The sequence below is a fragment of the Streptomyces sp. NPDC096311 genome (assembly GCF_044763085.1).
Lineage (GTDB): Bacteria > Actinomycetota > Actinomycetes > Streptomycetales > Streptomycetaceae > Streptomyces.
Map to the genome: position 1 here is coordinate 213116 of NZ_JBIWFN010000010.1, position 25997 is coordinate 239112.

Annotated in this window: 23 protein-coding genes; 12 read left to right on the forward strand and 11 right to left on the reverse strand. The window is 70.8% G+C overall.

Features of this window, described 5'->3' with window-relative positions; all coding sequences use genetic code 11:
* Window positions 1-64 precede the first annotated feature (64 nt).
* The 3 genes from ACIRA5_RS25975 to ACIRA5_RS25985 all read left to right on the forward strand — a co-directional run bounded on the left by ACIRA5_RS25975 (window position 65) and on the right by ACIRA5_RS25985 (window position 1840).
* Window positions 65-664, forward strand: a complete 600-nt coding sequence (locus ACIRA5_RS25975; RefSeq protein ID WP_403694139.1) for a histidine phosphatase family protein — start codon at window positions 65-67, stop codon at window positions 662-664.
* A 43-nt stretch (window positions 665-707) separates the two neighbouring features.
* Window positions 708-1337, forward strand: coding sequence for a hypothetical protein (locus ACIRA5_RS25980; RefSeq protein WP_403694141.1), 630 nt, complete (start codon window positions 708-710; stop codon window positions 1335-1337).
* An 80-nt stretch (window positions 1338-1417) separates the two neighbouring features.
* Window positions 1418-1840 (forward strand): acyl-CoA thioesterase, encoded by a 423-nt coding sequence (locus tag ACIRA5_RS25985; RefSeq protein WP_351306670.1) that lies wholly within the window; start codon window positions 1418-1420, stop codon window positions 1838-1840.
* A 20-nt stretch (window positions 1841-1860) separates the two neighbouring features.
* Here ACIRA5_RS25985 and ACIRA5_RS25990 read toward each other — a convergent pair whose 3' ends face one another.
* Window positions 1861-2262 carry a winged helix-turn-helix transcriptional regulator gene (locus tag ACIRA5_RS25990; RefSeq protein WP_403694143.1) on the reverse strand — a complete coding sequence of 134 codons (402 nt, stop codon included), beginning with the start codon at window positions 2260-2262 and terminating at the stop codon, window positions 1861-1863.
* A gap of 205 nt (window positions 2263-2467) precedes the next feature.
* Here ACIRA5_RS25990 and ACIRA5_RS25995 point away from each other — a divergent pair, with 205 nt between their 5' ends.
* A complete protein-coding gene (locus tag ACIRA5_RS25995; RefSeq protein ID WP_403694477.1) occupies window positions 2468-3874 on the forward strand; it encodes an MFS transporter in 1407 nt (468 codons plus the stop codon).
* A gap of 157 nt (window positions 3875-4031) precedes the next feature.
* Entirely contained in the window at window positions 4032-4859 is an 828-nt protein-coding gene (locus tag ACIRA5_RS26000) for a chitosanase (protein ID WP_403694145.1), read from the forward strand.
* Window positions 4860-4901: 42 nt separating this feature from the next.
* On the opposite strand, the gene ACIRA5_RS26005 is transcribed toward ACIRA5_RS26000, so the two are convergent.
* From ACIRA5_RS26005 to ACIRA5_RS26035, 7 genes are all read right to left on the reverse strand, one after another.
* Window positions 4902-6299, reverse strand: coding sequence for a nucleobase:cation symporter-2 family protein (locus ACIRA5_RS26005; RefSeq protein ID WP_403694147.1), 1398 nt, complete (start codon window positions 6297-6299; stop codon window positions 4902-4904).
* Window positions 6300-6521: 222 nt separating this feature from the next.
* Window positions 6522-7910, reverse strand: a complete 1389-nt coding sequence (locus tag ACIRA5_RS26010; RefSeq protein WP_403694149.1) for an 8-oxoguanine deaminase — start codon at window positions 7908-7910, stop codon at window positions 6522-6524.
* Between the two features lie 156 nt (window positions 7911-8066).
* Window positions 8067-9014: a factor-independent urate hydroxylase gene (gene pucL, locus ACIRA5_RS26015; RefSeq protein ID WP_403694151.1), complete on the reverse strand. Its 948-nt coding sequence runs from the start codon at window positions 9012-9014 to the stop codon at window positions 8067-8069.
* A 5-nt stretch (window positions 9015-9019) separates the two neighbouring features.
* Window positions 9020-9418, reverse strand: coding sequence for a hydroxyisourate hydrolase (gene uraH, locus ACIRA5_RS26020; protein WP_352044525.1), 399 nt, complete (start codon window positions 9416-9418; stop codon window positions 9020-9022).
* Window positions 9415-9930, reverse strand: a complete 516-nt coding sequence (gene uraD, locus ACIRA5_RS26025) for a 2-oxo-4-hydroxy-4-carboxy-5-ureidoimidazoline decarboxylase (RefSeq protein WP_403694153.1) — start codon at window positions 9928-9930, stop codon at window positions 9415-9417. The genes uraH and uraD overlap by 4 nt, the downstream gene beginning before the upstream one ends.
* Before the next feature lie 133 nt (window positions 9931-10063).
* The gene (locus tag ACIRA5_RS26030; RefSeq protein ID WP_403694155.1) at window positions 10064-10432 is read right to left on the reverse strand and encodes a helix-turn-helix domain-containing protein; all 369 of its coding nucleotides are present in this window, start codon (window positions 10430-10432) and stop codon (window positions 10064-10066) included.
* Window positions 10429-10680, reverse strand: a complete 252-nt coding sequence (locus tag ACIRA5_RS26035; RefSeq protein ID WP_054237051.1) for a hypothetical protein — start codon at window positions 10678-10680, stop codon at window positions 10429-10431. The genes ACIRA5_RS26030 and ACIRA5_RS26035 overlap by 4 nt, the downstream gene beginning before the upstream one ends.
* A 170-nt stretch (window positions 10681-10850) precedes the next feature.
* On the opposite strand from ACIRA5_RS26035, the gene ACIRA5_RS26040 reads away from it, so the two are divergent.
* The 4 genes from ACIRA5_RS26040 to ACIRA5_RS26055 all read left to right on the forward strand — a co-directional run bounded on the left by ACIRA5_RS26040 (window position 10851) and on the right by ACIRA5_RS26055 (window position 15313).
* A complete protein-coding gene (locus ACIRA5_RS26040; protein WP_403694156.1) occupies window positions 10851-11708 on the forward strand; it encodes a TIM barrel protein in 858 nt (285 codons plus the stop codon).
* A 44-nt stretch (window positions 11709-11752) separates the two neighbouring features.
* Window positions 11753-12679: a 2-hydroxy-3-oxopropionate reductase gene (locus tag ACIRA5_RS26045; protein WP_403694157.1), complete on the forward strand. Its 927-nt coding sequence runs from the start codon at window positions 11753-11755 to the stop codon at window positions 12677-12679.
* A 630-nt stretch (window positions 12680-13309) separates the two neighbouring features.
* Window positions 13310-14767 carry a catalase gene (locus ACIRA5_RS26050; RefSeq protein ID WP_403694159.1) on the forward strand — a complete coding sequence of 486 codons (1458 nt, stop codon included), beginning with the start codon at window positions 13310-13312 and terminating at the stop codon, window positions 14765-14767.
* 309 nt (window positions 14768-15076) lie between these two features.
* Window positions 15077-15313 (forward strand): hypothetical protein, encoded by a 237-nt coding sequence (locus tag ACIRA5_RS26055; protein ID WP_403694161.1) that lies wholly within the window; start codon window positions 15077-15079, stop codon window positions 15311-15313.
* A 273-nt stretch (window positions 15314-15586) separates the two neighbouring features.
* On the opposite strand, the gene gcl is transcribed toward ACIRA5_RS26055, so the two are convergent.
* Window positions 15587-17371: a glyoxylate carboligase gene (gene gcl / locus ACIRA5_RS26060; protein WP_403694163.1), complete on the reverse strand. Its 1785-nt coding sequence runs from the start codon at window positions 17369-17371 to the stop codon at window positions 15587-15589.
* Between the two features lie 280 nt (window positions 17372-17651).
* On the opposite strand from gcl, the gene ACIRA5_RS26065 reads away from it, so the two are divergent.
* Window positions 17652-18539 carry a hypothetical protein gene (locus tag ACIRA5_RS26065; RefSeq protein ID WP_403694479.1) on the forward strand — a complete coding sequence of 296 codons (888 nt, stop codon included), beginning with the start codon at window positions 17652-17654 and terminating at the stop codon, window positions 18537-18539.
* 21 nt (window positions 18540-18560) lie between these two features.
* Here ACIRA5_RS26065 and ACIRA5_RS26070 read toward each other — a convergent pair whose 3' ends face one another.
* On the reverse strand, window positions 18561-20168 hold the full coding sequence (locus tag ACIRA5_RS26070) for an AMP-binding protein (RefSeq protein ID WP_403694164.1): 1608 nt from the start codon (window positions 20166-20168) through the stop codon (window positions 18561-18563).
* Window positions 20165-21844 (reverse strand): AMP-binding protein, encoded by a 1680-nt coding sequence (locus ACIRA5_RS26075; protein WP_403694165.1) that lies wholly within the window; start codon window positions 21842-21844, stop codon window positions 20165-20167. Before ACIRA5_RS26075 ends, ACIRA5_RS26070 begins: the two co-directional genes overlap by 4 nt.
* 116 nt (window positions 21845-21960) lie before the next feature.
* Here ACIRA5_RS26075 and ACIRA5_RS26080 point away from each other — a divergent pair, with 116 nt between their 5' ends.
* Entirely contained in the window at window positions 21961-22800 is an 840-nt protein-coding gene (locus ACIRA5_RS26080; protein WP_403694166.1) for a LuxR C-terminal-related transcriptional regulator, read from the forward strand.
* A 264-nt stretch (window positions 22801-23064) separates the two neighbouring features.
* A complete protein-coding gene (locus ACIRA5_RS26085) occupies window positions 23065-25887 on the forward strand; it encodes an AAA family ATPase (RefSeq protein ID WP_403694168.1) in 2823 nt (940 codons plus the stop codon).
* Window positions 25888-25997 lie beyond the last annotated feature (110 nt).

A 25997-nucleotide genomic window follows, 5' to 3' on the forward strand; every position in this document is an offset into this window, starting at 1 on the left:
GCGCACCGCCGGGGGCGATGACACCGTACGGAAGGAGTGACAGGAGCGGAGAAGGGTGTCGGCCATGGGTGACCTGCTCCTCGTGCGGCACGGCGAGACCGAGTGGTCCTTGTCCGGACGGCACACCGGATCGACCGACATACCGCTGACGGAGAACGGCCGCGAGCAGGCCAGGCGGCTGGCCCCGCTGGTCGCCTCGCACCCCATCGCGGCGGCGTTCGTGAGCCCGATGCAGCGGGCGCGGGAGACGGCGCGGCTGGCCGGGCTCGAGGGGGCGCGGGTCGACGCGGACCTGCGCGAGTGGGACTACGGCGGGTACGAAGGGATCACGACCGTGGAGATCCACCGGACCCGGCCCGACTGGTTCCTGTTCGACCACGGGGTCGCGCCGGGACCTCCGGAGCACCCCGGGGAGAGCCCGGAGCAGGTCGGGGCACGGGCGGAACGGATGCTCGCCAAGGTCGACGCGGCACTCGCCGAGGCGGAGGGCAGTGTCGTCCTGATCTCCCACGGGCACTTTCTGCGGGTGCTGACCGCGCGGCGGCTGGGGCTGCGGGCTTCGGACGGCGCGCTGTTCCAGCTCGCCACCGGGACGGTGAGCCGGCTGAGCACCGAGCATCGGCGGCATGTCGTGGCCGGATGGAATGTCAGACCCCCGTCGTAGTCTTCGAGTGCGCCGCGGCCGAGGTACGGAAAGGGGTGCCGTCATGACACGACCGCCGACCGTCGCGCAGCGGAGTGTCATCGATGCGGCGGATCCGGTGACCGGGCGGCTGAAGGGGACGGACGCGCAGCTCGCCGCGCTGGTGAAGCGGGGGCTCGCCTTCCGGCATCCGCGGCCGCCGCACGACCACTTCCTGACGCCCGCCGGGCACCGGATACGGGAGGCGCCCGAGCCGACGGCAGCCCCTGAGTCTCCCGCCGCCCCCTCCGACTCGGGCGTGTTCGCCGCGCGGATCGGCGGCGAAGAGAACGCCATGGGCGGCCCCTCCCGCACCCGCGAGGTGCACAGTGCCTGGCAGGGGCTGCTGGAGCTGCGGCGGATGACCCATCGGGACGGGGCGGTGGACCGCCCGTGCGGATGGGAACGTACGCATCTCGTGCAGGCCGCCGCACTCGCCCTGGAAGCCGCCGGGCACCGCCCCGCGGCAGGGGAGGGCCCCGGCTATCGCGTGCGGGCGACTCCGCAGCCCGAGGCCGTCGCCGTGCGCGAGTCGGACGCCGAGGCGCTGCGGGCCTGCGCGGCCACGCTGGAGAAGGCGGGCTGGCAGGTCGGCGAGCACACGGAGCCGCGTACGGGAGCGCGGTATGTGCTTGCCTCACCCCGGCGGGCGTGAGGTCCCTCGATTCCCTTCCACCCCTCAGTAGAGTGGCGTCCGTTCCGGCCGTCGTACACACGATCGAAGATGGGAATGCTGTGGCTGAGCCGTTTTCCGTGCCCGTGACCGTTCGCGGGTACGAGACCGACACCCAGGGACATCTGAACCAGAGCGTGTATCTGCAGTATGCCGAACACGCCCGCTGGTGCTTACTCGATGCGGCCGGGATAGGCCAGACCGATCTGGTCTCCAAGGGTGTGGGACCGGTGACCCTGGAGACGACCATCCGCTATCTGCGGGAGTTGCGTGCGGGGGACCGGACAGAGGTGACCTGCGCGTTCACCTGGGGTGAGGGCAAGACCTACCGGATCGGGCAGACGATACGGAAGGCGGACGGCACGGTCGCCGCCGAGTTCACCGCGGTGGGTGGGCTGCTGGACCTCAAGGAGCGCAGGCTGGTCGCGGACCCCCGCGTGTACTTCCGCGCGCTGGCCACCGATCCGGGCGTCTTCGGCCTCTGAGCCCACCCGCGTGGCGCGGTCTACACGTCCAGCAGCTCCGGGCTGTGCTGGGCGTCGTAGGCCGCGCGCGACTCGGCGATCGTGACGCGGTGCCGCTCCGCCCAGTCCGTCAGGGACAGCAGGGTGGCGTGCAACTCGGTGGCCACCGGTGTGAGTTCGTATTCGACCTTGGGCGGGACCATCGGGTGGACGGTACGGGTGAGGAGCCCGTCGCGCTCCAGATTGCGCAGCGTCAGGGTGAGCATGCGGCGGCTGATGCCGTCGATGCTGCGCTCCAGTTCGGTGAAGCGGATCGGGCCGTGCGCGGCGGCCACGATGATCTGCACGCTCCATTTTCCGGCGACCCTGTCAAGAACCTCGCGGACGGGGCACGCCTGCGCGTGCACGACCTGCGGGGTAACACCGGTGTTCCCTTGGGACATTGAGGTGCCTCCTTATGCCGATCTCCATGGTCACTCACGATGTACCCCGTTACAAGTCGTGCACCTATGGAAGCGCGTCGTACACGTGGTCGCATACATGGAGGTCGTCGTCATGCCGTTCCGGGCCGAGTCACCGTCCGAGCCGCCGGTCCCCCGACCGTACTCCCGCTGGGCCTCGCTCGTCGTCCTGTGCGCGGGCACCCTCATGACGATCCTGGACGGGAACATCGTCACCGTCGCGATGCCCGCGATCCAGAGTGATCTGGGGTTCTCGGGGCCGGGTCTCGCCTGGGTGGTGAACGCGTATCTGATCCCGTTCGGGGGGCTGTTGCTGCTCGTGGGCCGGCTCGGGGACCTCGTGGGACGCAGGCGGATGTTCGCCGCCGGGCTCGTGGTGTTCACGGCGGCGTCCGTGCTGTGCGGGGTCGCCACCGACCGGGGCCTGCTGGTCGCGGCCCGCGCCCTGCAGGGTGTCGGCGGGGCGATGACCTCGGCCGTCGTCCTCGGCATGCTGGTCGCGCTCTTCCCCGAACCGCGTGAACAGGCCCGCGCCATCGCGGTGTTCAGCGCGGTCGGCGCGGCGGGCGGGGCGCTCGGCACCTTCCTCGGCGGGGCGCTGACCCAGACGGCCGGCTGGCACTGGATCTTTCTGATCAACCTGCCGATTGGAGTGGTCGCGTGGCTCGCCGCGATCCGGATCCTCGCCCCGGACCAGGGAGTCGGGCTCGGCAAGGGCGCCGACTATCCGGGCGCGGCACTGGTCACGGGCGCGCTGATGCTGACGGTGTACACGATCGTCGGCGCCGGCGACCGGAATCCGGGGACCACGCTCGCGCTGGCCGTGGTCTCGCTCGGCCTCTACGTCGGCTTCTTCCTGCGTCAGGCGCGGGCCGCCCGTCCGCTGCTGCGGCTGCGGCTCTTCCGCTCCCGCACCCTGAGCGGCGCCAACGGGGTGCAGATCCTGATGATCGCGGGGATGTTCGGCTTCCAGTACATCGGTGCGCTCTACCTCCAACGCGTCCTCGGGTACAGCGAGTTGGCCACCGGCACCGCGTTCCTCCCCGCGCCGATCGCGATCGGGGTGCTGATGCTGACCCTGTCCGCGCGGACGATCGCCCGGTTCGGTCCGTACCGGGTGCTGCTCGCCGGGCTCGTCCTCATCACCGCGGGCATGGGCCTGCTGAGCCGGGCCCCGGCCGACGGCTCGTACGTCGCCGACGTGCTGCCGGCGATGCTGCTGCTCGCCGCCGGTTTCGCGGCCGCGATGCCCGCGGTGACGGGGCTCGCCATGACGGGCGCCCGGGAGGAGGACGCGGGACTGGCCTCCGGACTCTTCAACACCACGCAGGTGGTGGGCGGTTCGCTGGGGCTGGCCGTGCTGACGACGCTGGCGGCAAGTCGTACGGAGCGTCTGACCGGCAGGGGTGAGGGGGCCGCGACTGCCCTGGCGGACGGTTACCGGCTGGCGTTCACGGTGGCCACGGGGATCGCACTGGCGGCCCTGGTCCTGGCGGCGGCGATCCTGCGGCCGGGGCGGGGACACGTCCCGCACATCTCCTCCGCCCGGCCCGAGCGATTGATGACCCACCTTTCCCCTCGCGGCCGGTCCTGACCAGGACTGCGCGCCCACCCCCTGCCCCAGGGGCACCCGGCAGCCGTAAAGGGAGCGCCAACTCGGCGTCGCCCAGCGGGTGTACGCCGCCTCCAATCTCTGGTAGGAAACTTTCCTAACAGTACGTGGACGCAACACTCCCCTCATCGGAGGTACCGTGCACACCCCCCACACAGGTCCCCAGCTCCACACCTCACGGCGCACCCTGCTCACGCTGATCGGAGCCTCGCTGGTGGCAGGCCCCCTCCTCGCCACCCAGTCCCAGGCCGCCGCCTCCGGCGGTCTGGACGACCCGGCGAAGAAGGAGATCGCGATGAAGCTGGTCTCCAGCGCGGAGAACTCCTCGCTGGACTGGAAGGCGCAGTACAAGTACATCGAGGACATCGGTGACGGGCGCGGCTACACGGCCGGCATCATCGGCTTCTGTTCGGGCACCGGCGACATGCTGGACCTGGTCGAGCTGTACACCCAGCGCAAGCCGGGCAACGTCCTCGCCAAGTACCTGCCCGCCCTGCGCAAGGTGAACGGCGGCGACTCACACCAGGGCCTGGACCCGGGCTTCCCCGCCGACTGGCGCAAGGCCGCCCAGGACACCGCGTTCCAGCAGGCCCAGAACGACGAGCGGGACCGGGTCTACTTCAACCCCGCCGTCGCCCAGGGCAAGACCGACGGCATCGGCGTCCTCGGCCAGTTCACCTACTACGACGCCATCGTGATGCACGGCGACGGCGGCGACAGCACCAGCTTCAGCAACATCCGCAGGCGTGCCCTGGCCAAGGCCAAGCCGCCGGCCCAGGGCGGCAACGAGGTGACGTATCTGAACGCCTTCCTCGACGCGCGCGTCTGGGCGATGAAGCAGGAGGAGGCCCACTCCGACACGACCCGGGTCGACACCGAGCAGCGGGTGTTCCTGCAGAAGCGGAACCTGAATCTCGATCCGCCACTGAACTGGAAGGTGTACGGGGACAGTTACCACATCGGCTGAGACCGAGACCCGGCCCCGGGGTGCGGGGCCGGGCCCGGCCCGCTACGCGCCCACCACCGCGGGGCCGGGACCGGTGCGCCGGTCCGAGATCTCCTCGCCCGGCTCCATCGGGGCCGTGACCTCGTCGTCGTCCCGGTTTCGGCCCAGGTGGTTGAAGACGAGGTTGAGCAGGACGGCCGCCACGCACCCCGTGGAGATCCCCGAGTCCAGGACGATCCGCGCCGTCTGCGGGAACGCGTGGTAGAAGTCCGGCGCGGTGATCGGGATGATCCCGACGGCCAGCGACACCGCGACGATCAGGACGTTGTTGTCCTTCTCCAGGCCGGCCCTGACCAGGGTCTGGATGCCGCTGGCCGCGACCGAGCCGAACAGGACGACGCCCGCCCCGCCGAGGACCGGGCGCGGTACGACGGCGATCAGCGACGCTGCCATCGGGCACAGGCCCATCAGCACCAGGAAACCGCCGCCGGTGGCGACGACGTACCGGCTGCGGATCCGCGTCATCGCGACCAGCCCGATGTTCTGCGCGAAGGCGCTGCACATGAAGCCGTTGAAGAGCGGGCTGAGGGCCGAGCCGAGGGTGTCCGCGCGCAGGCCCGCCGCGATGGTCCGCTCGTCGGCCGGACGCTCCACGATCTCGCCCAACGCCAGCATGTCCGCGGTCGATTCGGTCATCGAGACCACCATGACCACGCACAGCGAGAGGATCGCGGCGAGCTGGAACTGCGGGGCGCCGAAGTGGAACGGCGTCGGGAAGCCGACCACGTCCGCGTCGGTCACCGGACCGAAGTCCGTGGCACCGAACGGGATCGCCACCAGCGTGCCGATGACCAGGCCGAGCAGCACGGCGATCTGCTTGACGAAACCGCGGGTGAAGCGGCGCAGCAGCAGCACGAGCACGAGCGTGGCCGCCGCGAGGCCCAGGTAGGTCGGCGAACCGTAGTCGTGCGCCGCGGGATCGGGTCCCTGCGCCCAGCCGAAGGCGACCGGCAGCAGCGAGACACCTATGAGGGTGATGACGGTGCCGGTGACGACGGGCGGGAAGAAGCGGACGGCCTTGCTGAAGAAGGGGGCCGCCACGAAGCCCAGGACGCCCGCGACCATGACCGCGCCGAAGATGATCGGCAGGGCGTCGGACCTGTCCTTGGTGGAGGCGGCGACGGCGGTCATGGGGGCGACGCCCGCGAAGGTGACGCCGTTGACGAACGGCAGCCGCGCTCCGATCTTCCAGAGGCCTAGGGTCTGGAGGAAGGTGGCGAGGCCCGCGGTGAACAGGCAGGCGCCGGTGAGGAAGGTCAGCTCGGCGGGGGACAGACCGACGGCGGCGCCGACGATCAGGGGTGGGGCGACGACTCCGGCGTACATGGCGGCCACGTGTTGCAGGCCCGTGGTGGCCATCTTGAGTGCGGGCAGTTTCTCGTCGACGGGGTGGGCGGTCACGGCGGCTCCTCCGGGCGGGTAACACGTCGGCTCTGACGTGGGTTTCAGGAGGTGGTGCGCGGTCGTGCGGGACCGAGGGACGGAGCCCCCCAAAAGGGGCAAAGGTGACCGTTCCGGGGCGCGCACGTCCATGCACGCCCCGGAGACGGCCGCCATGGACGCGCTCGGGTCCACGGCTACCGGCCGAGGGCCGTCCCCCTCGGCCGGAGTTCTTTCGGTGGGTCAGGCCCCCGCGGCGATCCGCGCGAGGCGCTGTGCCTCTTCCCGCGTGGCGCGGGCGACGGCGTCCTCGTCGACGTGCAGGAGCCGGCTGTTCTCCACCACCGGCTCGCCGCCCACGAGCGAGAGCGTGACCGGGGCCGCCGCGCCGAAGACCAGCGCGGTCACCGGGTCGGCGATCGAGGCGTGCGCGAGGGTGTCCAGCTTCCACAGCACGAGGTCGGCGAGCTTGCCCGGCTCCAGGGAACCGATCTCCGCCGCCCTGCCCAGGACCTGGGCGCCACCGTAGGTACCCAGGCGCAGCGCCTGACGGGCGTTCAGGGCGGCTTCGCGATGGGCGCCGAGGCGGTTGATGAGGAGGGCGTTGCGCAGTTCGGTGTGGAGTTCACCGGACTCGTTCGAGGCGGTGCCGTCGACGCCGAGGCCGACCGGGACGCCGGCCGCGAGCATGTCCGGGACGCGGGCGATACCGGCCGCGAGACGGGCGTTGGACGAGGGACAGTGGGCGACACCGGTCTTCGTACGGGCGAAGGCGGCGATGTCGGAGTCGTTCATGTGGACGCAGTGCGCCATCCACACGTCCTCGCCGAGCCAGCCGGTGGACTCGAAGTACTCGGTGGGGCCCATGCCGAACAGTTCCTTGCAGAACTGCTCCTCCTCCACGGTCTCCGAGCCGTGCGTGTGCAGTCGTACGCCCTTGCGGCGGGCCAACTCGGCGCCCTGACGCATGAGTTCGGTGGAGACGGAGAAGGGCGAGCAGGGTGCGACGGCCACCTGGGTCATGGCGCCGAAGGAGGGATCGTGGTGCTCGTCGACGGTCGCCTCGGTGGCGGCGAGGGCGCCTTCGAGGGTCTCGACGGCGAAGTCCGGCGGCAGCCCGCCGTCCTTCTCGCTGCGGTCCATGGAGCCGCGGGCGAGGGTGAAGCGGACGCCCATCCCGCGGGCGGCCCGGATGATGGCGCCGGACAGGTCGCCGGAGCCCTGCGGGAAGACGTAGTGGTGGTCCATGGCGGTGGTGACACCGCCACGGGCCATCATGGCGAGGGAGCCCTGCGCGGCGGCGGACACCATCTGCTCGTCGATCCGCGCCCAGGTCGGGTAGAGCGCGACGAGCCAGTTGAAGAGGTTGTGGTCGGTGGCCAGGCCGCGGGTGATCCACTGGTAGAAGTGGTGGTGGGTGTTGACCAGGCCGGGGGTCACGAGGTGGCCCGTGGCGTCGATACGGCGTACGACGTTCTCCAGGCCCTCCGGGGCCCTGCCCGCGCCGAGCGACTCGATGCGGTTGTCCGCGACGACGACATGGCCCGACGCGTACTCGGTGTCGCCCGCGTCCACCGTCGCGATCGCACAGTTCTCGATGACGATGCGCCGGTTTTCTGCCGATGCTGCCATGGTGCGTCCTTCTTCGTTTCGAGGGGTGGGCACGGCAGGACCCTAGGAGGTTTGAGTGCCGCGGCTGTCGACGCCACGGGTGCCGAAGGAGGGGCCTTCGCCGAGGCCTCGGAGGCCGGCGCAGAGGTGGGGGCAGAGGCCGGCCCAGAGGGTGGCTCAGAGGTTGGTGAGGTCCACCGGGATGTGCGGCTCGCAGCCGTCGCGCAGGATGGTGGCCTCGATCAGTCCGTAGGGCCGGTCGGCCGCGAAGTACACCTCATTGTCGTTCTCGAGCCCGAACGGCTTGAGGTCGACCAGGAAGTGGTGCTTGTTGGGGAGGGAGAAGCGCACTTCGTCGATCTCGCTGCGGTTCTCGATGATCCGCGAGCCCATCTGGTACAGGGTCTGCTGCAGCGACAGGGAGTAGGTCTCCGCGAAGGCCTGGAGCATGTGCTTCCTGACCTGGTCGTAGGACTTCTCCCAGTTGGGCATCTTCTGCTCGTCGCCGGTCCAGTTGAAGCGCCAGCGGGCGGAGACCTGGGTGGCCAGGATGCGGTCGTACGCCTCGGGGAGCGTCGTGTACTTGTCCTTGACGTAGCCCCAGAACTCGGAGTTCGTCGAGTTCATCACGACGAGGTCCTTCAGCCCCGAGATGACCTCCCACGACAAGCCGTCATAGGTGATCTGGGTGACCCGGGTCTCCTGGCCCTTGCGCACGAAGGAGTGCTTGACGTCGTCGGCGCCGATGAACCTGGAGTTGGCGTCGGAGGTCTCGATGCGCTCCCAGGTGTACTCCTCGATGCGGATGCGCGCGGTCTTGATCGGCTCCTGCGAGGTCACGAAGTGCCGGGCGAGATGGATGCCGAACTGTTCGGCGGACTCGATGCCGTACTCCTTGGCGAAGGCGTACACCGTGTTCTTGGTGGTGTCCGTCGGCAGGACGTTCGCGTTGGAGCCCGAGTAGTGGACCTCTTCCATGTCGCCGCTCAGCGCCACGGACACGTTCAGGTCCTTGATGTGGTGCGTCGCGCCGTCGCGGGTGATCTTCACGACGCGGTTCTCGGCCTTGCCGTACTGGTTCTGTCCCAGCATCACAGGGCGGCCGCGGTGGGAATTGTCAGTCATTTCTGCTAGCTCCCTCGGTAAACGGAGTAGCCGAACGGGTTGAGCAGCAGCGGTACGTGGTAATGCTCGCCCGGCCTGACGGCGAAGGTGATCGTCACCTCGGGGAAGAACACTCCGCTCGCACCGCTGTCCCGATTCGCGGGGGCGTCCTGCTGCGCATCGGCTTGCTTCTTCTCGAAGTACGCCTCGACCTCGAAGTCGAGCCGTACGTGGGTCGTCCCCTCCGGCAGCGCCGGGAGGTCCTTGCACCGCCCGTCCGCGTCGGTCGCGGAGCCGCCGAACTCCCGCCAGTCCGCCGTGCGGCCGCCACGGGCCGCGAGCCGGACGGCGACGCCCTCGGCGGGGCGTCCGACGCTGGTGTCCAGGATGTGCGTGGACACGGATGCGGTGGTGTCGGTGCTCATACGTTCTCCTCCTCCACGAGACGGGCCAGCCGGATGCGGTTGATCTTGCCCAGTTCGGAGCGGACGATCTCACGCTCCTGCTCGGGCGAGTTGCCGATCCGTTCCTTGACCGCGTCGCGCATCTGCTCGCCGGTCCGGCCGGTGGCACAGATCAGGAAGACATGGCTGAACCTCTCCTGGTACGCCAGGTTCAGTTCGAGCATCTCCTCCTTGAGCTCCGCGGAGGCGCCGGCCATGCCGCGCTGCTCCCGGGAGGAGGTGGGGTCCCCGGGCTTCGGCCGCCCGATCGGCGGGTGCCCCGCCATCGCCTCCGCCAGGTCCTCGGCGGTCAGCGCGGCCATGGCGGCGTCGCTCGCGGCGAAGAGGTCGTCGGGGGTGGTGTAGGGGCGGTGGGTGAGCAGGGTGCGCACCCAGGCCGTCGACGCGCACGCCTCATGGAGGGCGGCGTGGGCCGCGCGCTCCTCCAGGGCGTTGAACCGGGCGAGGCCGCCGGGTGTCGTACTCGAAGTCACGGGAAGCCTCCGTGGCCTTGTGCTGGACGGGCTGCGGCTAGCTAACGCCCTCGGAAACACCACGTCAACACTTTGTTGAAAAATCGAGGTAACAACCGCCGCCCCGCGCGCGGCGACCACCGAAGCCCGGCGCTCAGGCCTCCTTCTCGCGGTTCAGATAGTTGTAGACGGTGAAGCGGCTGACGCCCAGCGCGCTCGCCACCGTCTCCACGCCGTGCCGCACCGAGAAGGCTCCGCGGGCCTCGAGCACCCGTACGACCTCCTGCTTGGACTTGCGGTCGAGGTCGGCCAGCGGCCTGCCCTGCTTGCGCTCCAGGGCGGCCAGGATGTGATCGAGCGAGTCGGCCAGCTGCGGCAGCCGTACGGCGACCACGTCCGCACCCTCCCAGGAGAGCACGACATCGTCGGGGCCGGCCCGGTCGGGCGCCACCATCTCGCCCCCCATGGCGTCGACCAGCGGCTTGACCGCCGCGATGAAGGGGTCGTCTCCGATACCGGTCACTTATCGCCCTCCCCGACCGCGTTCACCTGCAGCGAGACCCTGGTGGCGCCGGCCGCCAGAGCCCGGCGCAGCAGCGCGTCGACCGCGGTGAGCACCGCGTCCGCGTCCCCCTCGGCGGTGTTGCCGAAGGGGCCGACGTCCACGGCGTCCAGTTCGGCCGCCTCGATGACCTCGCGGGCGACCAGCGCGTGCGGGGGCGCCTCGTCGAGGTCGAAGGGCTCGGTCGTGAACTCCACTCTCAATCGCACGCGCTCAACCTACTGCGCGGTGCCGATTTCCCGGCAGCCCCCTCTTGACAAGCCTCGACACCCGACGGCAGTCTTCCATTAAGCAGAAACTAACTTCCGCAATACGGAATTCAATGACGTCTCGACTCTCGCCGGCGAACGTCTCGACACGGAAGGGAGCGCCGAGCCACATGCCGGGTTCCGAATGGGGCACAGCCACCGAGCAACGCTTCAGCGTCAACCTGTCGATCCTCTTCACGGAACTCCCGCTCCTGGAGCGCCCCGCGGCCGCCGCCGCGGCGGGCTTCACCGCGGTCGAGTTGTGGTGGCCCTGGGTCGACTCCCCCACCCCCGAGCGGTCCGAACTCGGCGCCTTGAAGAAGGCGATCGAGGACGCGGGCGTCCGGCTGACGGGGCTGAACTTCTACGCCGGACAGCTGCCCGGCCCCGACCGGGGCGCGCTGTCGATACCCGGCGCCGAGTCGGAGCGGTTCCGCGCCAACATCGACGTGGCGGCCGACTTCGCGCGGTCGCTGGGCTGCAGGGCCCTCAACGCGCTGTACGGCAACCGTGTCGAGGGCGTGGAGGCGGCCGAGCAGGACGCGCTCGCGCTGGAGAACCTGGTCCTCGCGGCGCGGGCCGCCGACCGGAGCGGCGCGATCCTCCTGATCGAGACCCTCAACCAGCCCGAGTCACCGCGGTATCCCCTGGTGAGCGCCCCGGCGGGAGTCGCCGTCGTCGACAGGGTCAACGAGGCGTCCGGCCTGGGCAACGCCAGGTTCCTCATGGACCTGTACCACCTGTCCATGAACGGCGAGGACCTGCCGTCGGTGATCGAGCGGTATGCCGCGAAGACCGGCCACGTGCAGATCGCCGACAACCCCGGGCGCGGCGCCCCGGGCACCGGGACCCTGCCCCTGGAGGACCTGCTCGGCCGTCTCAGGAAGGCCGGTTACGAGGGCTGGGTCGGCCTGGAGTACAAGCCGGGCGACCGCCCGAGCGCGGCGGCCTTCGACTGGCTGCCGGCCGAGGCCCGAGCCGCCCGCTGAGCGGCAACTCATCGACGTATCACAGCAGTCAGAGAGGCACCCTCATGAGCAGCACTCTTGCAGATTCTTCCCACCCGAACCGCCCGGCCCGCCCGGCGGTCGCCTGGATCGGTCTCGGCATCATGGGCTCCCCCATGTCGGAGAACCTGGTCAAGGCCGGGTACGACGTCACCGGGTTCACGCTGGAGCGGGACAAGCTGGAGCGTCTCGCCGCCGCGGGGGGTACGGCCGCCGGTTCGATCGCCGAGGCCGTGCGGGACGCCGACGTGGTGATCACGATGGTGCCCGCCTCCCCGCAGGTCGAGGCCATCGCCTACGGCCCCGACGGCATCCTGGAGAACGCGAGGTCCGGCGCGCTGCTGATCGACATGTCGTCGATCACCCCGCAGACCTCCGTGGACCTCGCGAAGGCGGCCGCCGCGAAGGGGATCCGGGTTCTGGACGCTCCCGTGTCCGGCGGCGAGGCCGGGGCGATCGAGGCCGTGCTGTCGATCATGGTCGGCGGTGAGCAGGCCGACTTCGACGAGGCCGAGCCGCTCTTCGAGGCGCTCGGCAAGACCATCGTGCTCTGCGGTCCGCACGGCTCCGGCCAGACCGTGAAGGCCGCGAACCAGCTGATCGTCGCCGTGAACATCCAGGCGTGCGCCGAGGCCGTGGTCTTCCTGGAGAAGTCCGGCGTGGACCTGAAGGCCGCGCTCGACGTCCTGGGCGGCGGGCTTGCCGGCTCGACCGTACTGACGCGGAAGAAGGACAACTTCCTGAACCGTGACTTCAAGCCGGGCTTCCGCATCGACCTGCACCACAAGGACATGGGCATCGTCACGGACGCCGCCCGCACGGTCGGAGCCGCGCTGCCGGTGGGCGCCGTGGTCGCCCAGCTCGTCGCCTCCCTGCGCGCCCAGGGCGACGGCGGCCTCGACCACTCGGCCCTCCTCCGCTCCGTGGAACGCCTCTCGGGCGCCCAGCTCTGACACGACTCCGTCACGCCAGGCACGGGCCCGCTTGTTCAGACGCAACCCCGACACCTCGGGCACGGCCCTGGCGCCTCGGATGCGTCGGCCGCGGACTTGAGACACATGGGGCGAAGCCCTGACACCTCGGGAGCGGCCTGACGCGTCAAGCACCGCCCCGGCACGAGGGGCACAGCCCCGTGCCCCGATACACCGAGCACGGCCCCTACGCCTTGGGCCCAGCCCGACACGACGGGCACAACCCCGGCACACCGGCACGGCCTGACGGCGTCGGACGCCGCCCCGGGACACCGGGCGCGGCCCCTGCACCTCGGGCGCGGCCCGACACGACGGGCGCGGCCCGGACACGGTCGGCGCGGCCCGGACACGGTCGGCGCGGCCCGTACGTCGGGCGCGGCCGGATGCGTCGTCGGGCGCAGCCCGCTATGCCGAGCGCGGGCCCGAGTGCTTCGGGGTGGCTCTGAGACTTCCGGGTGGTGTCGTCGCTGACACCTGTCCTGTCGCGCCCAAGCGGTGGCGCCACCCGGAACCCAACCCACTTCAACAAACTGTTGACGTTCGGAACGCCCCAAACCTAGGCTCCACAAAGCGGAAGTCGGTTTCCGCTGCCCCTCGCATGGAAGGTCCACGATGTCGAAGCGCGTGCTTACGACCGAGTCCGGTGCTCCGGTCGCCGACAACCAGAACTCAGCCACCGCCGGCGCAGGCGGCCCGCTCCTCCTCCAGGACCAGCACCTCCTGGAGAAGCTCGCCCGGTTCAACCGCGAGCGCATCCCGGAGCGCGTGGTGCACGCCCGCGGCTCCGGCGCGTACGGCCACTTCGAGGTCACGGACGACGTCACCGGCTTCACCCACGCCGACTTCCTGAACACGGTCGGCAAGCGCACCGAGGTCTTCCTGCGCTTCTCCACCGTGGCCGACAACCTGGGCGGCGCGGACGCGGTCCGCGACCCACGCGGCTTCGCGGTCAAGTTCTACACGGAGGAGGGGAATTACGACCTCGTCGGGAACAACACCCCGGTCTTCTTCATCAAGGACCCGCTCAAGTTCCCCGACTTCATCCACTCCCAGAAGCGCGACCCGTTCACGGGCAAGCAGGAGCCGGACAACGTCTGGGACTTCTGGGCGCACGCCCCCGAGGCCACGCACCAGGTGACCTGGCTGATGGGCGACCGTGGCATCCCCGCCTCGTACCGGCACATGAACGGCTACGGCTCGCACACCTACCAGTGGACGAACGCCGAAGGTGAGGCCTTCTTCGTCAAGTACCACTTCAAGACGAACCAGGGTGTCCGCAGCCTCTCCACCGAGCAGGCGCAGGAGATCGCGGGCAAGGACCCGAACTCCCACCAGACGGACCTCCTCCAGGCCATCGAGCGGGGCGTGCGCCCGTCCTGGACCCTCCACGTCCAGATCATGCCCGCGGCCGACGCGGCGGACTACCGCTTCAACCCCTTCGACCTCACCAAAGTGTGGCCGCACCAGGACTTCCCGCTCCAGCGCGTGGGCCGACTGGTCCTGGACCGCAACCCCGACAACGTCTTCGCCGAGGTCGAGCAGGCCGCGTTCGCCCCGAACAACTTCGTTCCGGGCATCGGCCCCTCCCCCGACAAGATGCTCCAGGGCCGGCTGTTCGCCTACGCGGACGCCCACCGCTACCGCCTCGGCGTCAACCACACCCAGCTCGCGGTGAACGCGCCGAAGGCCACGACCGCGGACAACTACGGCCGCGACGGCTTCATGGCATCCAACACGCAGGGCCGCGCCGCCAAGAACTACGAGCCGAACTCCTACGGCGGCCCGGCCGAGACCGGCCGCCCGCTGTCGGCCCCGCTGGCCGTCGCCGGCTGGACCGGCGCCCACGAGGCTCCCCTCCACACCAAGGACGACGACTTCTTCCAGGCCGGCGAGCTCTACCGCCTGATGTCGGCCGAGGAACGGTCCCGGCTGATCGCCAACATCGCCGACGGCCTCGCACAGGTCTCCCGCGACGACGTCGTCGAGAAGAACCTCGCCCACTTCCACGCCGCCGACCCGGAGTACGGCCGGCGCGTGGCGGAAGCGGTCCACGCCCTGCGCGAGGACTGACCCCTGACCGCGTCACCGGGCCAGACGGGAGGTCGGCCCGGTGACGCGCGGCCCGCGAGGACCCGAGCGACCCGGATGAGGGGTGGTCGCCGGTGGCACGCGGGCACGACGAGGACCGCGGCGGATGTGAGCCAGTGCGGTGGTGAAGGTCCCGGGACCCCCTTCTCGACCTGAGGGAAGGCGCCCCGGTTCCGTCGCGGCCGCCGCGGTCCCCGTCACGCACCGAGGCGCCGGGTACGGACTGACGTACCCGGCGCCTCGGTGTGCTCCCGGGGTGCGGAGTCGGCCGGAGCGCAGCAGCCTGAAAGCATGGACTATCCCAGCATCGTCGTGCACGCCCCGGCACTGGACGGCTCGCGACGGGTCACCGCGGGGGACGAGACGCTCGGTGTCGCCTATCACCTCGACGACGTCATCGAGATCCTGCGGCGGGCCGAGGTCGACCTGGACGAGATCGAGGTCGACAAGACCGACATCATCGACTGGCAGGGCGGCGGACCCGACCACTGGCCGGGATTCGAGGAGCTCGAGCTCCCGGACGACTGAGAACACGCCCCGGACACGTACTCGAGAGGACGTACGCCGGCTACGCAACCCTCAAATCAAGCTCTGAACACGCCCCCAGGGGCTTCAACTCACCCCGGTGGTGGGCACATTCTCGGCACACGAGGCCCGCCGGCACGGGGGCGGCGGGCCTCGTGACGGGGGTACGGGGGATCACGGGGGAACAGCACGAGGGGCGGCTCACCCACAGGGTGAACCGCCCCTGGTACGTGCGCGACCGGTCCGTACGCGACCGGTACGCGAGGAACGCGTACGTCAGACCTTCAGCGTCCTGATGGACGTGGGCGCGTGGCCCGGCTCGGTCGCGATCTCCTCGAACTCCACGACGTTGCCGATGTCGTTCGTCGTGGACATCGAGATGTTGGTGACGCGCTCCAGGATCGCCTCGACGACGACCGGCACCCGGTACTCGGCGGCCAGCTTCTTGGCCTGCTCGAAGGCGGCGCCCAGCTCGGCCGGGTCGGTGACACGGATCGCCTTGCAGCCAAGGCCCTCGACGACCTTGACGTGGTCGACGCCGTAGACGCCGAGCTCGGGCGAGTTGATGTTCTCGAACTCCAGCTTGACCTGGAAGTCGATGTCGAAGGCCCGCTGCGCCTGGCGGATCAGGCCCAGGTAGGCGTTGTTGACCAGGACGTGGACGTACGGGATCCGGTGCTGGGCGCCGACGGCCAGCTCCTCGATCATGAACTGGAAGTCGTAGTCGCCGGAGAGGGCGACGACGGAGGCCTCCGGGTCGGCCTTGGCGACGCCCAGCGCGGCCGGGACCGTCCAGCCGAGCGGTCCCGCCTGGCCGCAGTTGATCCAGTGCCGGGGCCGGTAGACATGCAGCATCTGGGCGCCGGCGATCTGCGAGAGGCCGATGGTGGAGACATACCGGGTCTCCGGGCCGAAGGCCTTGTTCATCTCCTCGTAGACGCGCTGCGGCTTGATCGGGATGTCGTCGAAGTGCGTACGGCGCTGGAGGGTCGCCCTGCGCTCCTGGGCGGAGGCGGCCCACGCGGAGCGGTCCGGCAGCCGGCCCTCCGCCCTGAGCTCCTTCGCCACCTGGACGAACAGTTCGAGCGCGGCCTTCGCGTCGGAGGCGATGCCGTAGTCCGGGGCGAAGATCTTGCCGATCTGGGTGGGCTCGATGTCGACGTGGACGAAGGTGCGGCCCGCGGTGTAGACGTCCAGCCTGCCGGTGTGGCGGTTGGCCCAGCGGTTGCCGATGCCCAGGACGAAGTCGGACTCCAGGAAGGTCGCGTTGCCGTAGCGGTGCGAGGTCTGCAGGCCCACCATGCCGGCGTTCAGCTCGTGGTCGTCGGGCAGGACACCCCAGCCCATCAGGGTGGGGACGACCGGGATGCCCGTCAACTCGGCGAATTCCACGAGGAGTTCGCTGGCATCGGCGTTGATGACACCGCCGCCGGCGACGATCAGGGGCCGCTCGGACTCGTTCAGCAGCCCGATCGCCTTCTCGATCTGGGCGCGGGTGGCGGCGGGCTTGTACGCCTGGAGCGGCTCGTACGTCTCCGGGTCGAACTCGATCTCGGTGAGCTGGACGTCGATGGGCAGGTCGATGAGGACCGGGCCCGGACGGCCGGAGCGCATGAGGTGGAAAGCCTGCTGGAAGACGCCGGGAACCTGGGCCGCCTCCAGCACGGTGACCGCCATCTTGGTCACCGGCTTCGCGATCGAGGCGATGTCGACGGCCTGGAAGTCCTCTTTGTGGATCACGGCGGTCGGCGCCTGGCCCGTGACGCACAGGATCGGGATCGAGTCGCCGATCGCGGAGTAGAGGCCGGTGATCATGTCGGTGCCTGCGGGTCCCGACGTACCGATGCAGACGCCGATGTTGCCCGGGTGGGTGCGGGTGTAGCCCTCCGCCATGTGCGAGGCGCCCTCGACATGGCGGGCGAGGGTGTGGCTGATCCCCCCGGCGGCCTTGAGAGCCGCGTAGAACGGGTTGATCGCCGCGCCCGGGACGCCGAACGCGTCGCTGACGCCCTCGCGCTTGAGGATCTCGACTGCCGCGCGGGCAGCGGTCATACGAGCCATGGAGTACTCCTGCTTCGGCTGTCGGATTCGCGCTCCCGTCGCGCCCCTCGGAGAGCTGGTGATTCCTGGTGATTCCGCAGTGCGGAAATTCCACATTGCGGAAATTAACTTCTACTATCTGGAAATAATGTAGGTGGCGTGCCGAAGAGCGTCAAGGGTGCACACCCGGCTGGATCCGCAGGAGGGAAGGGCGGGGGCTGTCGGAGCGTTTCGCTCCCGCGGGCCCGCCACCTGGAGGACGATGGACACGCTGTCCCGACGTGACGTCCTGGAGTGGGCCATGGCCGAGAGCGTGCCGGTGCGGTGTCCGGCCTGCCGTCGCGAGCATCTCTTTGCCGCGCCTTCGTACCCGTGCGTGTGCGGCGCCCCCGTCACGCCTCCGCTCGACCGCCTCGCCGATCCCGCGCCGGTCACCCACCGCACCTGGGACGAGGACTGGGTCACGGTCCCCTGCGACACCTGTGGGCGCGCGGACCAGTGGCCCCATCCGGAACTGGGCTGCCCCTGCGGAGCCATGCTGCGGATTCCGGTACGAGGGGTGCTGCGCCCCCTGCGCGCGGAGGTCGTGCCGGGCACCGGCGCCCCCGCGGACCTGGAGACGGAACCGGACACCAAGGCGGCACCCCACACCCCCGAGCCACCGCCCCCCGGTACCAGCGGGTTGCCACCCCTCGGTACCACAAAGTCGCCACCCCTCGGTACCGCAGGGTCGTCACCCGCCCCTGCCACACCCGGCAGCCCTCTCATCCCCGACCACGTCCCGCTGCCCCGCACCACCCCGGCCCCCCGCCCGGTGTTCCAGCCGGTGACCATCCGCACCGCCCGTGACGCCGTCACGGCGGCTGCGCTGTATCTGCGGTGGCTCGGCTACCGCGACATCCGCAGGGCTGACCAGCGCCCGCCCTCGGGCATCGGGCTCGCCGCCCGCGGCATGCTGGCGCAGGTGGACCCCACCGTCCGCCCGGCCACACTGCGCGACGTGGAGTGCCTGTGGCTGACGGCCATGTCGGAGTCCACGGGATGCGTCTACTTCTCCCTGGCCGGGTACGCGGACGACGCCCGTCGCCGCGCCGACGCCCTCGGGATCCCCCTCTTCGTGCTCGACCTCACGGGCACCCCCCAGCCGGCGAACACCCACGCCGACGAACTCCTCGCCACCGGGGCCTGAACCCCGGCGGCGGGGGGCGCTCTATTCGGCGTACGTCTGCCGCAGTTCGATCTTGCGGATCTTCCCCGACACCGTCATCGGGAAGGACTCCAGGACCTGCAGGCGGCTGGGGATCTTGTAGTGGGCCAACCGGCCCTCGCAGAAGGCGCGCAGTTCCTCCAGCGTCAGAGGGTCGGCCGGGTCCAGCGGGATGACGCAGGCGAGCACCTCCTCGCCGTAGCGCTCGTGGGGCACCCCGACCACCTGGACGTCGGCGATCTTCGGATGGGCGTAGAGGAACTCCTCGATCTCGCGCGGGTAGATGTTCTCGCCGCCGCGGATGATCATGTCCTTGATGCGGCCGACGATCTCGACGTACCCGTCCTCACGCATCACGGCGAGGTCGCCCGTGTGCATCCAGCGCCCCGCGTCGACGGCCTCGGCGGTCTTCTCGGGCTCGTTCCAGTAGCCGAGCATCACGCTGTAGCCGCGGGTGCACAGCTCTCCGGCGGTGCCGCGGGGCTGTGTCACCCCGTCCACCGGTTCGACGACCTTCACCTCCAGGTGCGGGAGCACCCGGCCGACGGTGCCGGTGCGGTGCTCCAGGTCGTCGTCCCTGCGCGTCTGCAGGGACACGGGCGAGGTCTCGGTCATGCCGTAGCAGATGGAGACCTCCGCCATGTGCATCTCGGCGACCACCCGCTTCATCACCTCGACCGGGCACGGCGAGCCCGCCATGATGCCGGTGCGCAGCGAGGACAGGTCGTACGACGCGAAGCCGGGGAGGTTCAACTCCGCGATGAACATGGTCGGTACGCCGTACAGCGAGGTGCAGCGCTCGTCCTGGACCGCGCGGAGTGTCGCCGCCGGATCGAAGGAGGGCGCGGGGATGACCATGCAGGCGCCGTGCGAGGTCGCGGCGAGGTTGCCCATCACCATGCCGAAGCAGTGGTAGAAGGGCACGGGGATGCAGATCCGGTCCTGCTCGCTGTAGGCGATCGACTCGCCCACGAAATAGCCGTTGTTGAGGATGTTGTGGTGGGAGAGGGTCGCCCCCTTGGGGAAGCCCGTCGTGCCCGAGGTGTACTGGATGTTGATGGGGTCGTCGCAGGACAACTCGCTCTCGCGAACCCGGAATTCCTCGTGGAGATCCGGAGTCCCGCGTCCGATCAGGGCGTTCCAGCTCGGGTCGCCGATGTGGACGGTCTCCCGCAACTGCGGGCATCTGCCGCGCACTTCCTCGACCATCGCCCGGTAGTCGCTGGTCTTGTGGCTGAGGGAGGCGAAGAGCAGTGAGATACCGGCCTGCCGGAGGACGTACTCGACCTCGTGCGTGCGGTAGGCGGGGTTGATGTTCACCATGACCGCGCCGATGCGGGCGGTGGCGTACTGGACGAGCACCCATTCCGGGCAGTTGACCGCCCAGATGCCCACCCGGTCGCCCTTGGCGATGCCGGTGGCCAGCAGCGCGTACGCCAACTCGTCGACGTCCGCGGAGAACTGGGCGTACGTCCAGCGCCGCCCGGACGGCACGTCGACGAGCGCCTCCCGGTCCGGCCAGGCCGCGACCGCCCGGTCCAGGTTGGTCCCGATGGTGTCGCCGAGCAGGGTCGTCGCACTGGTCCCGTGCGCGTAGGAGAGTGCGCTCACCGGAAGTCCTCCTCGCGGTACTCGGCGTCCGAGCCGGCGGCCGTGGCCTCGCGCAGCTCGATCCGGCGGATCTTGCCGGAGATAGTCTTGGGGAGCGTGCCGAACTCCAGACGGCGGATGCGCTTGTACGGCGCGAGGACCGTCCGTGAGTGTTCGAAGAGCAGCTTCGCCAGGTCGGGGCCCGGCTCGTGGCCCGCGGCGAGGACGATGTACGCCTTCGGGACGGCGAGCCGCAGTGCGTCGGGGGCCGGGACGACGGCTGCCTCCGCCACCGCCTCGTGCTCCAGCAGGGCGCTCTCCAGCTCGAAGGGCGAGATCTTGTAGTCGGAGGCCTTGAACACGTCGTCGGCGCGGCCGACGTAGGTGATGTATCCGTCCTCGTCCCGGGCGCCGATGTCACCGGTGCGGTAGTAGCCGCCCGCCATCGCCTCCGCCGTACGGTCGGCATCGCCGTGGTAGCCGGTCATCACACCCACCGGTCGCGCCGACAGATCGAGCGCGATCTCCCCCTCGACCGCCCCGGGCGCACCCGTGACCGGGTCGAGGAGTTCGACGCGGAAGCCGGGACTGGGCCGTCCCATGGAGCCCGTCTTGAGCTGCTGCCCGGGGCTGTTGGAGACCTGGACGGCCGTCTCGGTCTGCCCGAAGCCGTCCCGGATGGTGACGCCCCAGGCGCGCCGCACCTGCTCGATGACCTCCGGGTTCAGCGGCTCACCGGCGGCGACGGCCTCGCGTGGCGGGGTGCGCAGCTGCGTCAGGTCGGCCTGGATGAGCATTCGCCAGACCGTGGGCGGCGCGCAGAAGGTGGTGACGCCCGCCCGGTCCATCTCCGCCATCAGCCGGCCCGGGTCGAAGCGCGTGTAGTTGTGGATGAAGACGGTCGCCTCCGCGTTCCAGGGCGCGAAGAGGTTGGACCAGGCGTGCTTGGCCCAGCCGGGCGAGGAGATGTTCAGGTGCACGTCGCCGGTCTTGAGCCCGATCCAGTACATCGTCGACAGATGACCGATCGGGTAGGAGGCGTGGGTGTGTTCGACGAGCTTGGGGCGGGCGGTGGTGCCGGAGGTGAAGTAGAGCATCAGGGGGTCGTCGGAGTGGGTGACACCCTCCGGCTCGAAGCTCGCGTCGGCGGCGTACGCCTCCTCGTACGACCGCCAGCGGGGCTGGGCTCCCCCCACCGTGATCCGGGTGTAGCGACCGGGCACCTCGTCGAACTTCCCGGCGTCCTCGGCGCGCGCGATCACATGCCGGATGCGGCCGCGCTCGACCCGGTCGCGCAGGTCGGCGGGGCCCAGCAGGGTGGTCGCGGGGATGACGACGGCGCGCAGCTTCATCGCGGCGAGGGCCGTCTCCCACAGCTCGACCTGGTTGCCGAGCATGACCAGCACGCGGTCCTCGGCGCGTACGCCCTGCGCGCGCAGCCAGTTGGCCACCCGGTTCGAACGCTCGGAGAGGGCGGCGAAGGAGAACTCGGCGCGCTCTGCGTCCTCCTCGACGATGTGCAGGGCGGTGCGGTCGTTGCCTCGTGCGATGACGTCGAACCAGTCGAGCGCCCAGTTGAAGGACTCCGGGCGGGGCCAGTCGAAGCCCTCGTACGCCGTGGCGTAGTCCGCACGGTGCTCCAGCAGGAAGTCCCGCGCGGCGCGGAACTCGTCCGTCGCACCGTTCGTCACCGTCATGTGTCCTCCTCGTTGCCGCACGGCCGCCTTCGACAAAGGCCCCTAGCATCGTGTATTCCGTGATGGAGGTCTCACCACCCCCGAACGGGGGTACGCCGCGACGAAGGGGCGAACACGTGGCAGCAGACACGGCCGAGGCGGTGGAGATGCGTGGTGCGCTGGTACGACTGCGGCGCGCCACGGGGCTGCCGGTCGCCTTCGGCGGCCTCGTCGAACCCGGTCGCGCCCAGGTACGTATCAGCGAACTCAGTGGTACGGCGACGCCCGCGCTCAGCGCCCTCGCCGTGTCCTCGGGCAACGGCCTGGGCGGCAAGGCCGTCGCGCTGGCCCGGCCCTGCGCAGTGACGGACTACTCCGCCTCCCGGCAGATCAGCCACGAGTACGACGTGGCGGTCGCCACCGAGGGCCTGTGCTCCGTGATCGCCGTACCCGTCGTCGTACGCCGCCGGGTGCGTGGGGTGTTGTACGGCGCCCTGCGCACGGCCCAGCCCCTGGGTGACCGCACGCTCGGCGCGGCGGTGGCGGCGGCCCGGGACGTGGAGCAGGCGCTGGTCGTACGGGACGAGGCGCAGGGGCTGTTGACCGTCGCCCGGGAGCCCGAACCGGCGGTCGGGAGCCCCGCGTGGGAAGAGGTCCGTGCGGCGCACGGGGCGCTGCGGGCACTGGCGCCGCGCATCGTCGACCCGGCGCTGCGGGCCGAACTGCTCGACGCGTGCGGGCGGCTGGCGGGTGCGGCGGCGTCCGACGCCCGGACGCCTCGCGTCGACCTCGCCCCGCGCGAGGTGGACGTTCTCGCCTGCGTCGCGGCGGGAGCCACCAACGGGGTTGCCGCCGAGCGGCTGGGGCTGCGGCCGGAGACGGTCAAGGGGTACCTGCGCTCGGCCATGCGGAAGCTCGGTGCGCACACGCGGTGGGAGGCGGTGGTCGCCGCGCGGCGGGTCGGGCTGTTGCCGTAGCTTCCGGCTGCCCCGGCTTCGGCCGCTCCGCGGCCTCTTCTCCGCCGCTCCGCGACGATTTCCCACCCAACCGCCCCTTATGACCGCTTCACGGCCCCCCATTCCGGCCGCTCCGCGACCCCCACCTGGCGTTCTTCATTCAGGCGGCGACGTCCTGAAATACGTTATGCCAACACTCTTGTTATTTCCCTCACCACCGCGAGACTCCGAAATTCAAAGAGTCGTTGCCTAATATTGGCTCGGACACGACATGCGAGGGGAGCGGTGACCGTGCGAGGGGACTTCAAGGAGCCTGCGAGACCCCGCCCCGACCTGGTCATCGGCCGGGAGGAGCTCTTCGCGGGCGCCCGCGAGCAGCTCTCCGACGGAGGCAGCGTGCTGGTGCACGGCCCCGCGGGAATAGGAAAGTCCACCGTTCTGCGTGCGCTGGCAGCGGAATGCGCCGAATCTGCACACACCGTCTTGCGCTGCTCGGCGACCGAGTCCGAATCCCATCTGCCCTTCCTCGCCCTGGCCGACCTCCTCGGCCTGGTGGTGGACCAGGTCTCCGACCGGCTGCCCGCCCCGCAGCGCACCGCCCTCGAATCGGCCCTCACCGGCCGCGGAGAATCGACCCTGCAACGCGACGGCCTCGCCCTGCGCCTCGCGGTCCTCTCCGTGCTGCGCGCGCTGGCAGCCCAGGGCCCGGTCCTGATCGTCGCCGACGACCTCCAGTGGCTGGATCCGGCCAGCGCCGAACTGCTCGGCTTCGCCGCCCGCAGGCTCGGCGAGATGCCCGTACGGATGCTGTCCGCGGTGCGCACCGACACCGAGCCACGGGACCAACAGCACGATCGCCATCTACGCGCGTCCCCGCCGGACACCCTGGCCGTGCGGCTCAACCCGCTCTCCCGCGCGCAGGTCGCCGAACTCCTCGGCCGGCGCGGCTACACCGGGCTGCCCCGCACGACCGTCCGCGACATCCACCGCACCAGCGGCGGCAACCCGCTCTTCGCGCTGGAACTCGGCCGCGCGCTCGCCGAGAATCCCGCCCGGCCGAGCCCCGGCGAACCACTGCCCGTGCCGACCTCGTTGCGCGCGCTCGTGCTCAGCCGTCTGGAGATGCTCTCGGCCGAGGCCCGCCGCACCCTGCTCGTCGCGAGCGCGGGCGCCCGCCCCACGCTGGCGCTGCTGCACGCGGCCGGCCGCGAGAACGCCGAGGCCGAGACCACGCACGCCGCCTCGCTCGGACTGCTGGCGACCGAGCGCGAGACACCGGGCATCCGGTTCGCGCATCCGATGATCTCGGCCGCCCTGTACGCGGAGGCGAGCGCCCAGGAACGCCGCGCCGCCCATGCCGCGCTCTCCACGGCCGCCTCCGACCCCATCGAACGGGCCCGGCATCTCGCCCTGGCCACCACCGGTACCGATCCCCAGGTCGCCGCCCGGCTCGGGGAGGCGGCGGCCGTGGCCAGGGACCGGGGCGCGCCCTCGGTCGCGGCCGGGCTCGGGCTGCTCGCGGCCCGGCACACTCCCCCGGAGACCGTTCCCGGCCCGGACGAGCGGCGGTTGCAGGCCGCCGAGGACGCGCTGACCGCCGGGGAGTCGGACCTCGCGCGGGACATCGCCCGCGACGCGCTCCGCCGGGTCACCGCGCCGGCCGAACGCGTCCGCGCCTGGATGGTCGTCATCGACGCGGCGGGGCAGGCCATGGCCGAGGTCGACGCGGTCTTCCCGCAGGCCCTCGCCGACGCGGGCGAGGATCCCCGGCTGCTCGCACTCGTGCGCTACCAACTCGCCTGGCGGGCCCTGCTGGTGGAGGGCGAGATGGCCAAGGGCCGCGAGGAGGCCGCGATCGCCGCCCAGCTCGCCGCCCGCGCCGGGGACCGACCCACCGAACTCCTCGCGCTCGGCTTCCAGGCCCAGATGGAGACTCTGATGGGCCATCCGGGCGCACCCGCGACCATCCAGCGGGCGATGCGCGAGCCGCAGGACCCCCGGGTGGCGTGCGACCACAACGGCGCCGGCGCCGCCCGCTTCCGCTGGCTGATCATGGGGGACCAGCTCGCCGAGGCCCGCACCACGATCACCGCCCTGCTGCGCGAGGTGCGGCGGCGCGGGATGGTCGAGAGCGAGGTGCACTTCCTGCGCGGGCTCGCCGAGACCGAGCTGCGCTCCGGGCACTGCGGGCAGGCGCTCGACCTGGCCCGGGAGAGCCTGCGGCTGGCCCGCGACACGGGAATCGGCGAGGCGGCCACCGCCATGTTCACCTCACTCGCCGAGGCCGCGGGCGGTGACGTCGACCGGTCGCTGGTGCTGGCCCGGGAGGCCGTGGACCGCGCCGAGGAGGACGGCGACCTGGTCTACCTCTCGCGAGCCCTGGGCGCCCTCGGGCACGCCCAGCTGGTGGCCGGGGACTCGCTCGCGGTCGTGCGGTCCCTGCGGCGGGTACGGGAGCTGGAGGAACGGCTCGGGGTCACGGACCCGGCCCGGGGACGCTGGCACGGCGACCTCGCCGAGGCGCTGGTGCGGATCGGTGAGCCGGTCGAGGCGCAGGACGTCATCGACGCCACGCGGGCGCAGGCGCTGCGGCTCGGGCGGGAGAGCGTGCTCGCCGTGCTCGACCGGGCGGAGGCGCTGGTGCGGGCCGCGCGCGGTGAACAGGGGCCCGCGGTACGTCAGCTGACGGCCGCTCAGGACCGGCTGGGCAAGCTGGGCTACGGCCTGGAGGAGGCCCGGGCGGCGTACGCCCTCGCCGGGCTGCGCACCCACCGGCCGGGGCCGACCTCCTACGACGAGGCGACGCGGCTGTTCCGCCGCTGCCGGGCGCTGCCGTGGCTGCGGCAGGTGGAGTCCGCGAGTGCGGCCGGTCCCGCGGTGGCCCCGGCCACGACGCCGCTCGCTCCCGCCGCGCTCGAGGGCCTCGCCGCGACGGAGCGTCAGGTCGCGGCGCTGGTCATGGAGGGCGCGACCAACCGGGAGATAGCCGCGCGGCTGTTCATCAGCGTGAAGACCGTCGAGGCGACGCTGACGCGGGTGTACCGGAAGCTGGGGATCCGGTCGCGGGTGGACATCGTTCGGCTGGCTGCGGGGCGCCAGAGCGGGTGAACTTTCCCGCCTCCACCGGCCAGCAGTCGAAGGATCGGTGGCTAAACCCCGCGTCTCTCAAGCAAGGGTTTTCCCTCCCGCAACTCGCCTAGGGGGTTCCCCTCTTGGAT

Excerpts from the sequence above, each read along its gene's own strand:
- ACIRA5_RS25995 (WP_403694477.1), top strand. The coding sequence starts at position 2,468 with ATGACGATCCTGGACGGGAACATCGTCACCGTCGCGATGCCCGCGATC.
- ACIRA5_RS26045 (WP_403694157.1), top strand. The coding sequence starts at position 11,753 with ATGAGCAGCACTCTTGCAGATTCTTCCCACCCGAACCGCCCGGCCCGC.
- ACIRA5_RS26075 (WP_403694165.1), bottom strand. The coding sequence starts at position 21,844 with ATGACGGTGACGAACGGTGCGACGGACGAGTTCCGCGCCGCGCGGGAC.
- ACIRA5_RS26040 (WP_403694156.1), top strand. The coding sequence starts at position 10,851 with ATGCCGGGTTCCGAATGGGGCACAGCCACCGAGCAACGCTTCAGCGTC.
- ACIRA5_RS26055 (WP_403694161.1), top strand. The coding sequence starts at position 15,077 with ATGGACTATCCCAGCATCGTCGTGCACGCCCCGGCACTGGACGGCTCG.
- ACIRA5_RS25980 (WP_403694141.1), top strand. The coding sequence starts at position 708 with ATGACACGACCGCCGACCGTCGCGCAGCGGAGTGTCATCGATGCGGCG.
- ACIRA5_RS25990 (WP_403694143.1), bottom strand. The coding sequence starts at position 2,262 with ATGTCCCAAGGGAACACCGGTGTTACCCCGCAGGTCGTGCACGCGCAG.
- gcl (WP_403694163.1), bottom strand. The coding sequence starts at position 17,371 with ATGGCTCGTATGACCGCTGCCCGCGCGGCAGTCGAGATCCTCAAGCGC.
- ACIRA5_RS26010 (WP_403694149.1), bottom strand. The coding sequence starts at position 7,910 with ATGGCAGCATCGGCAGAAAACCGGCGCATCGTCATCGAGAACTGTGCG.
- pucL (WP_403694151.1), bottom strand. The coding sequence starts at position 9,014 with ATGACTGACAATTCCCACCGCGGCCGCCCTGTGATGCTGGGACAGAAC.
- uraH (WP_352044525.1), bottom strand. The coding sequence starts at position 9,418 with ATGAGCACCGACACCACCGCATCCGTGTCCACGCACATCCTGGACACC.
- ACIRA5_RS26065 (WP_403694479.1), top strand. The coding sequence starts at position 17,652 with ATGGCCGAGAGCGTGCCGGTGCGGTGTCCGGCCTGCCGTCGCGAGCAT.
- ACIRA5_RS25975 (WP_403694139.1), top strand. The coding sequence starts at position 65 with ATGGGTGACCTGCTCCTCGTGCGGCACGGCGAGACCGAGTGGTCCTTG.
- ACIRA5_RS26050 (WP_403694159.1), top strand. The coding sequence starts at position 13,310 with ATGTCGAAGCGCGTGCTTACGACCGAGTCCGGTGCTCCGGTCGCCGAC.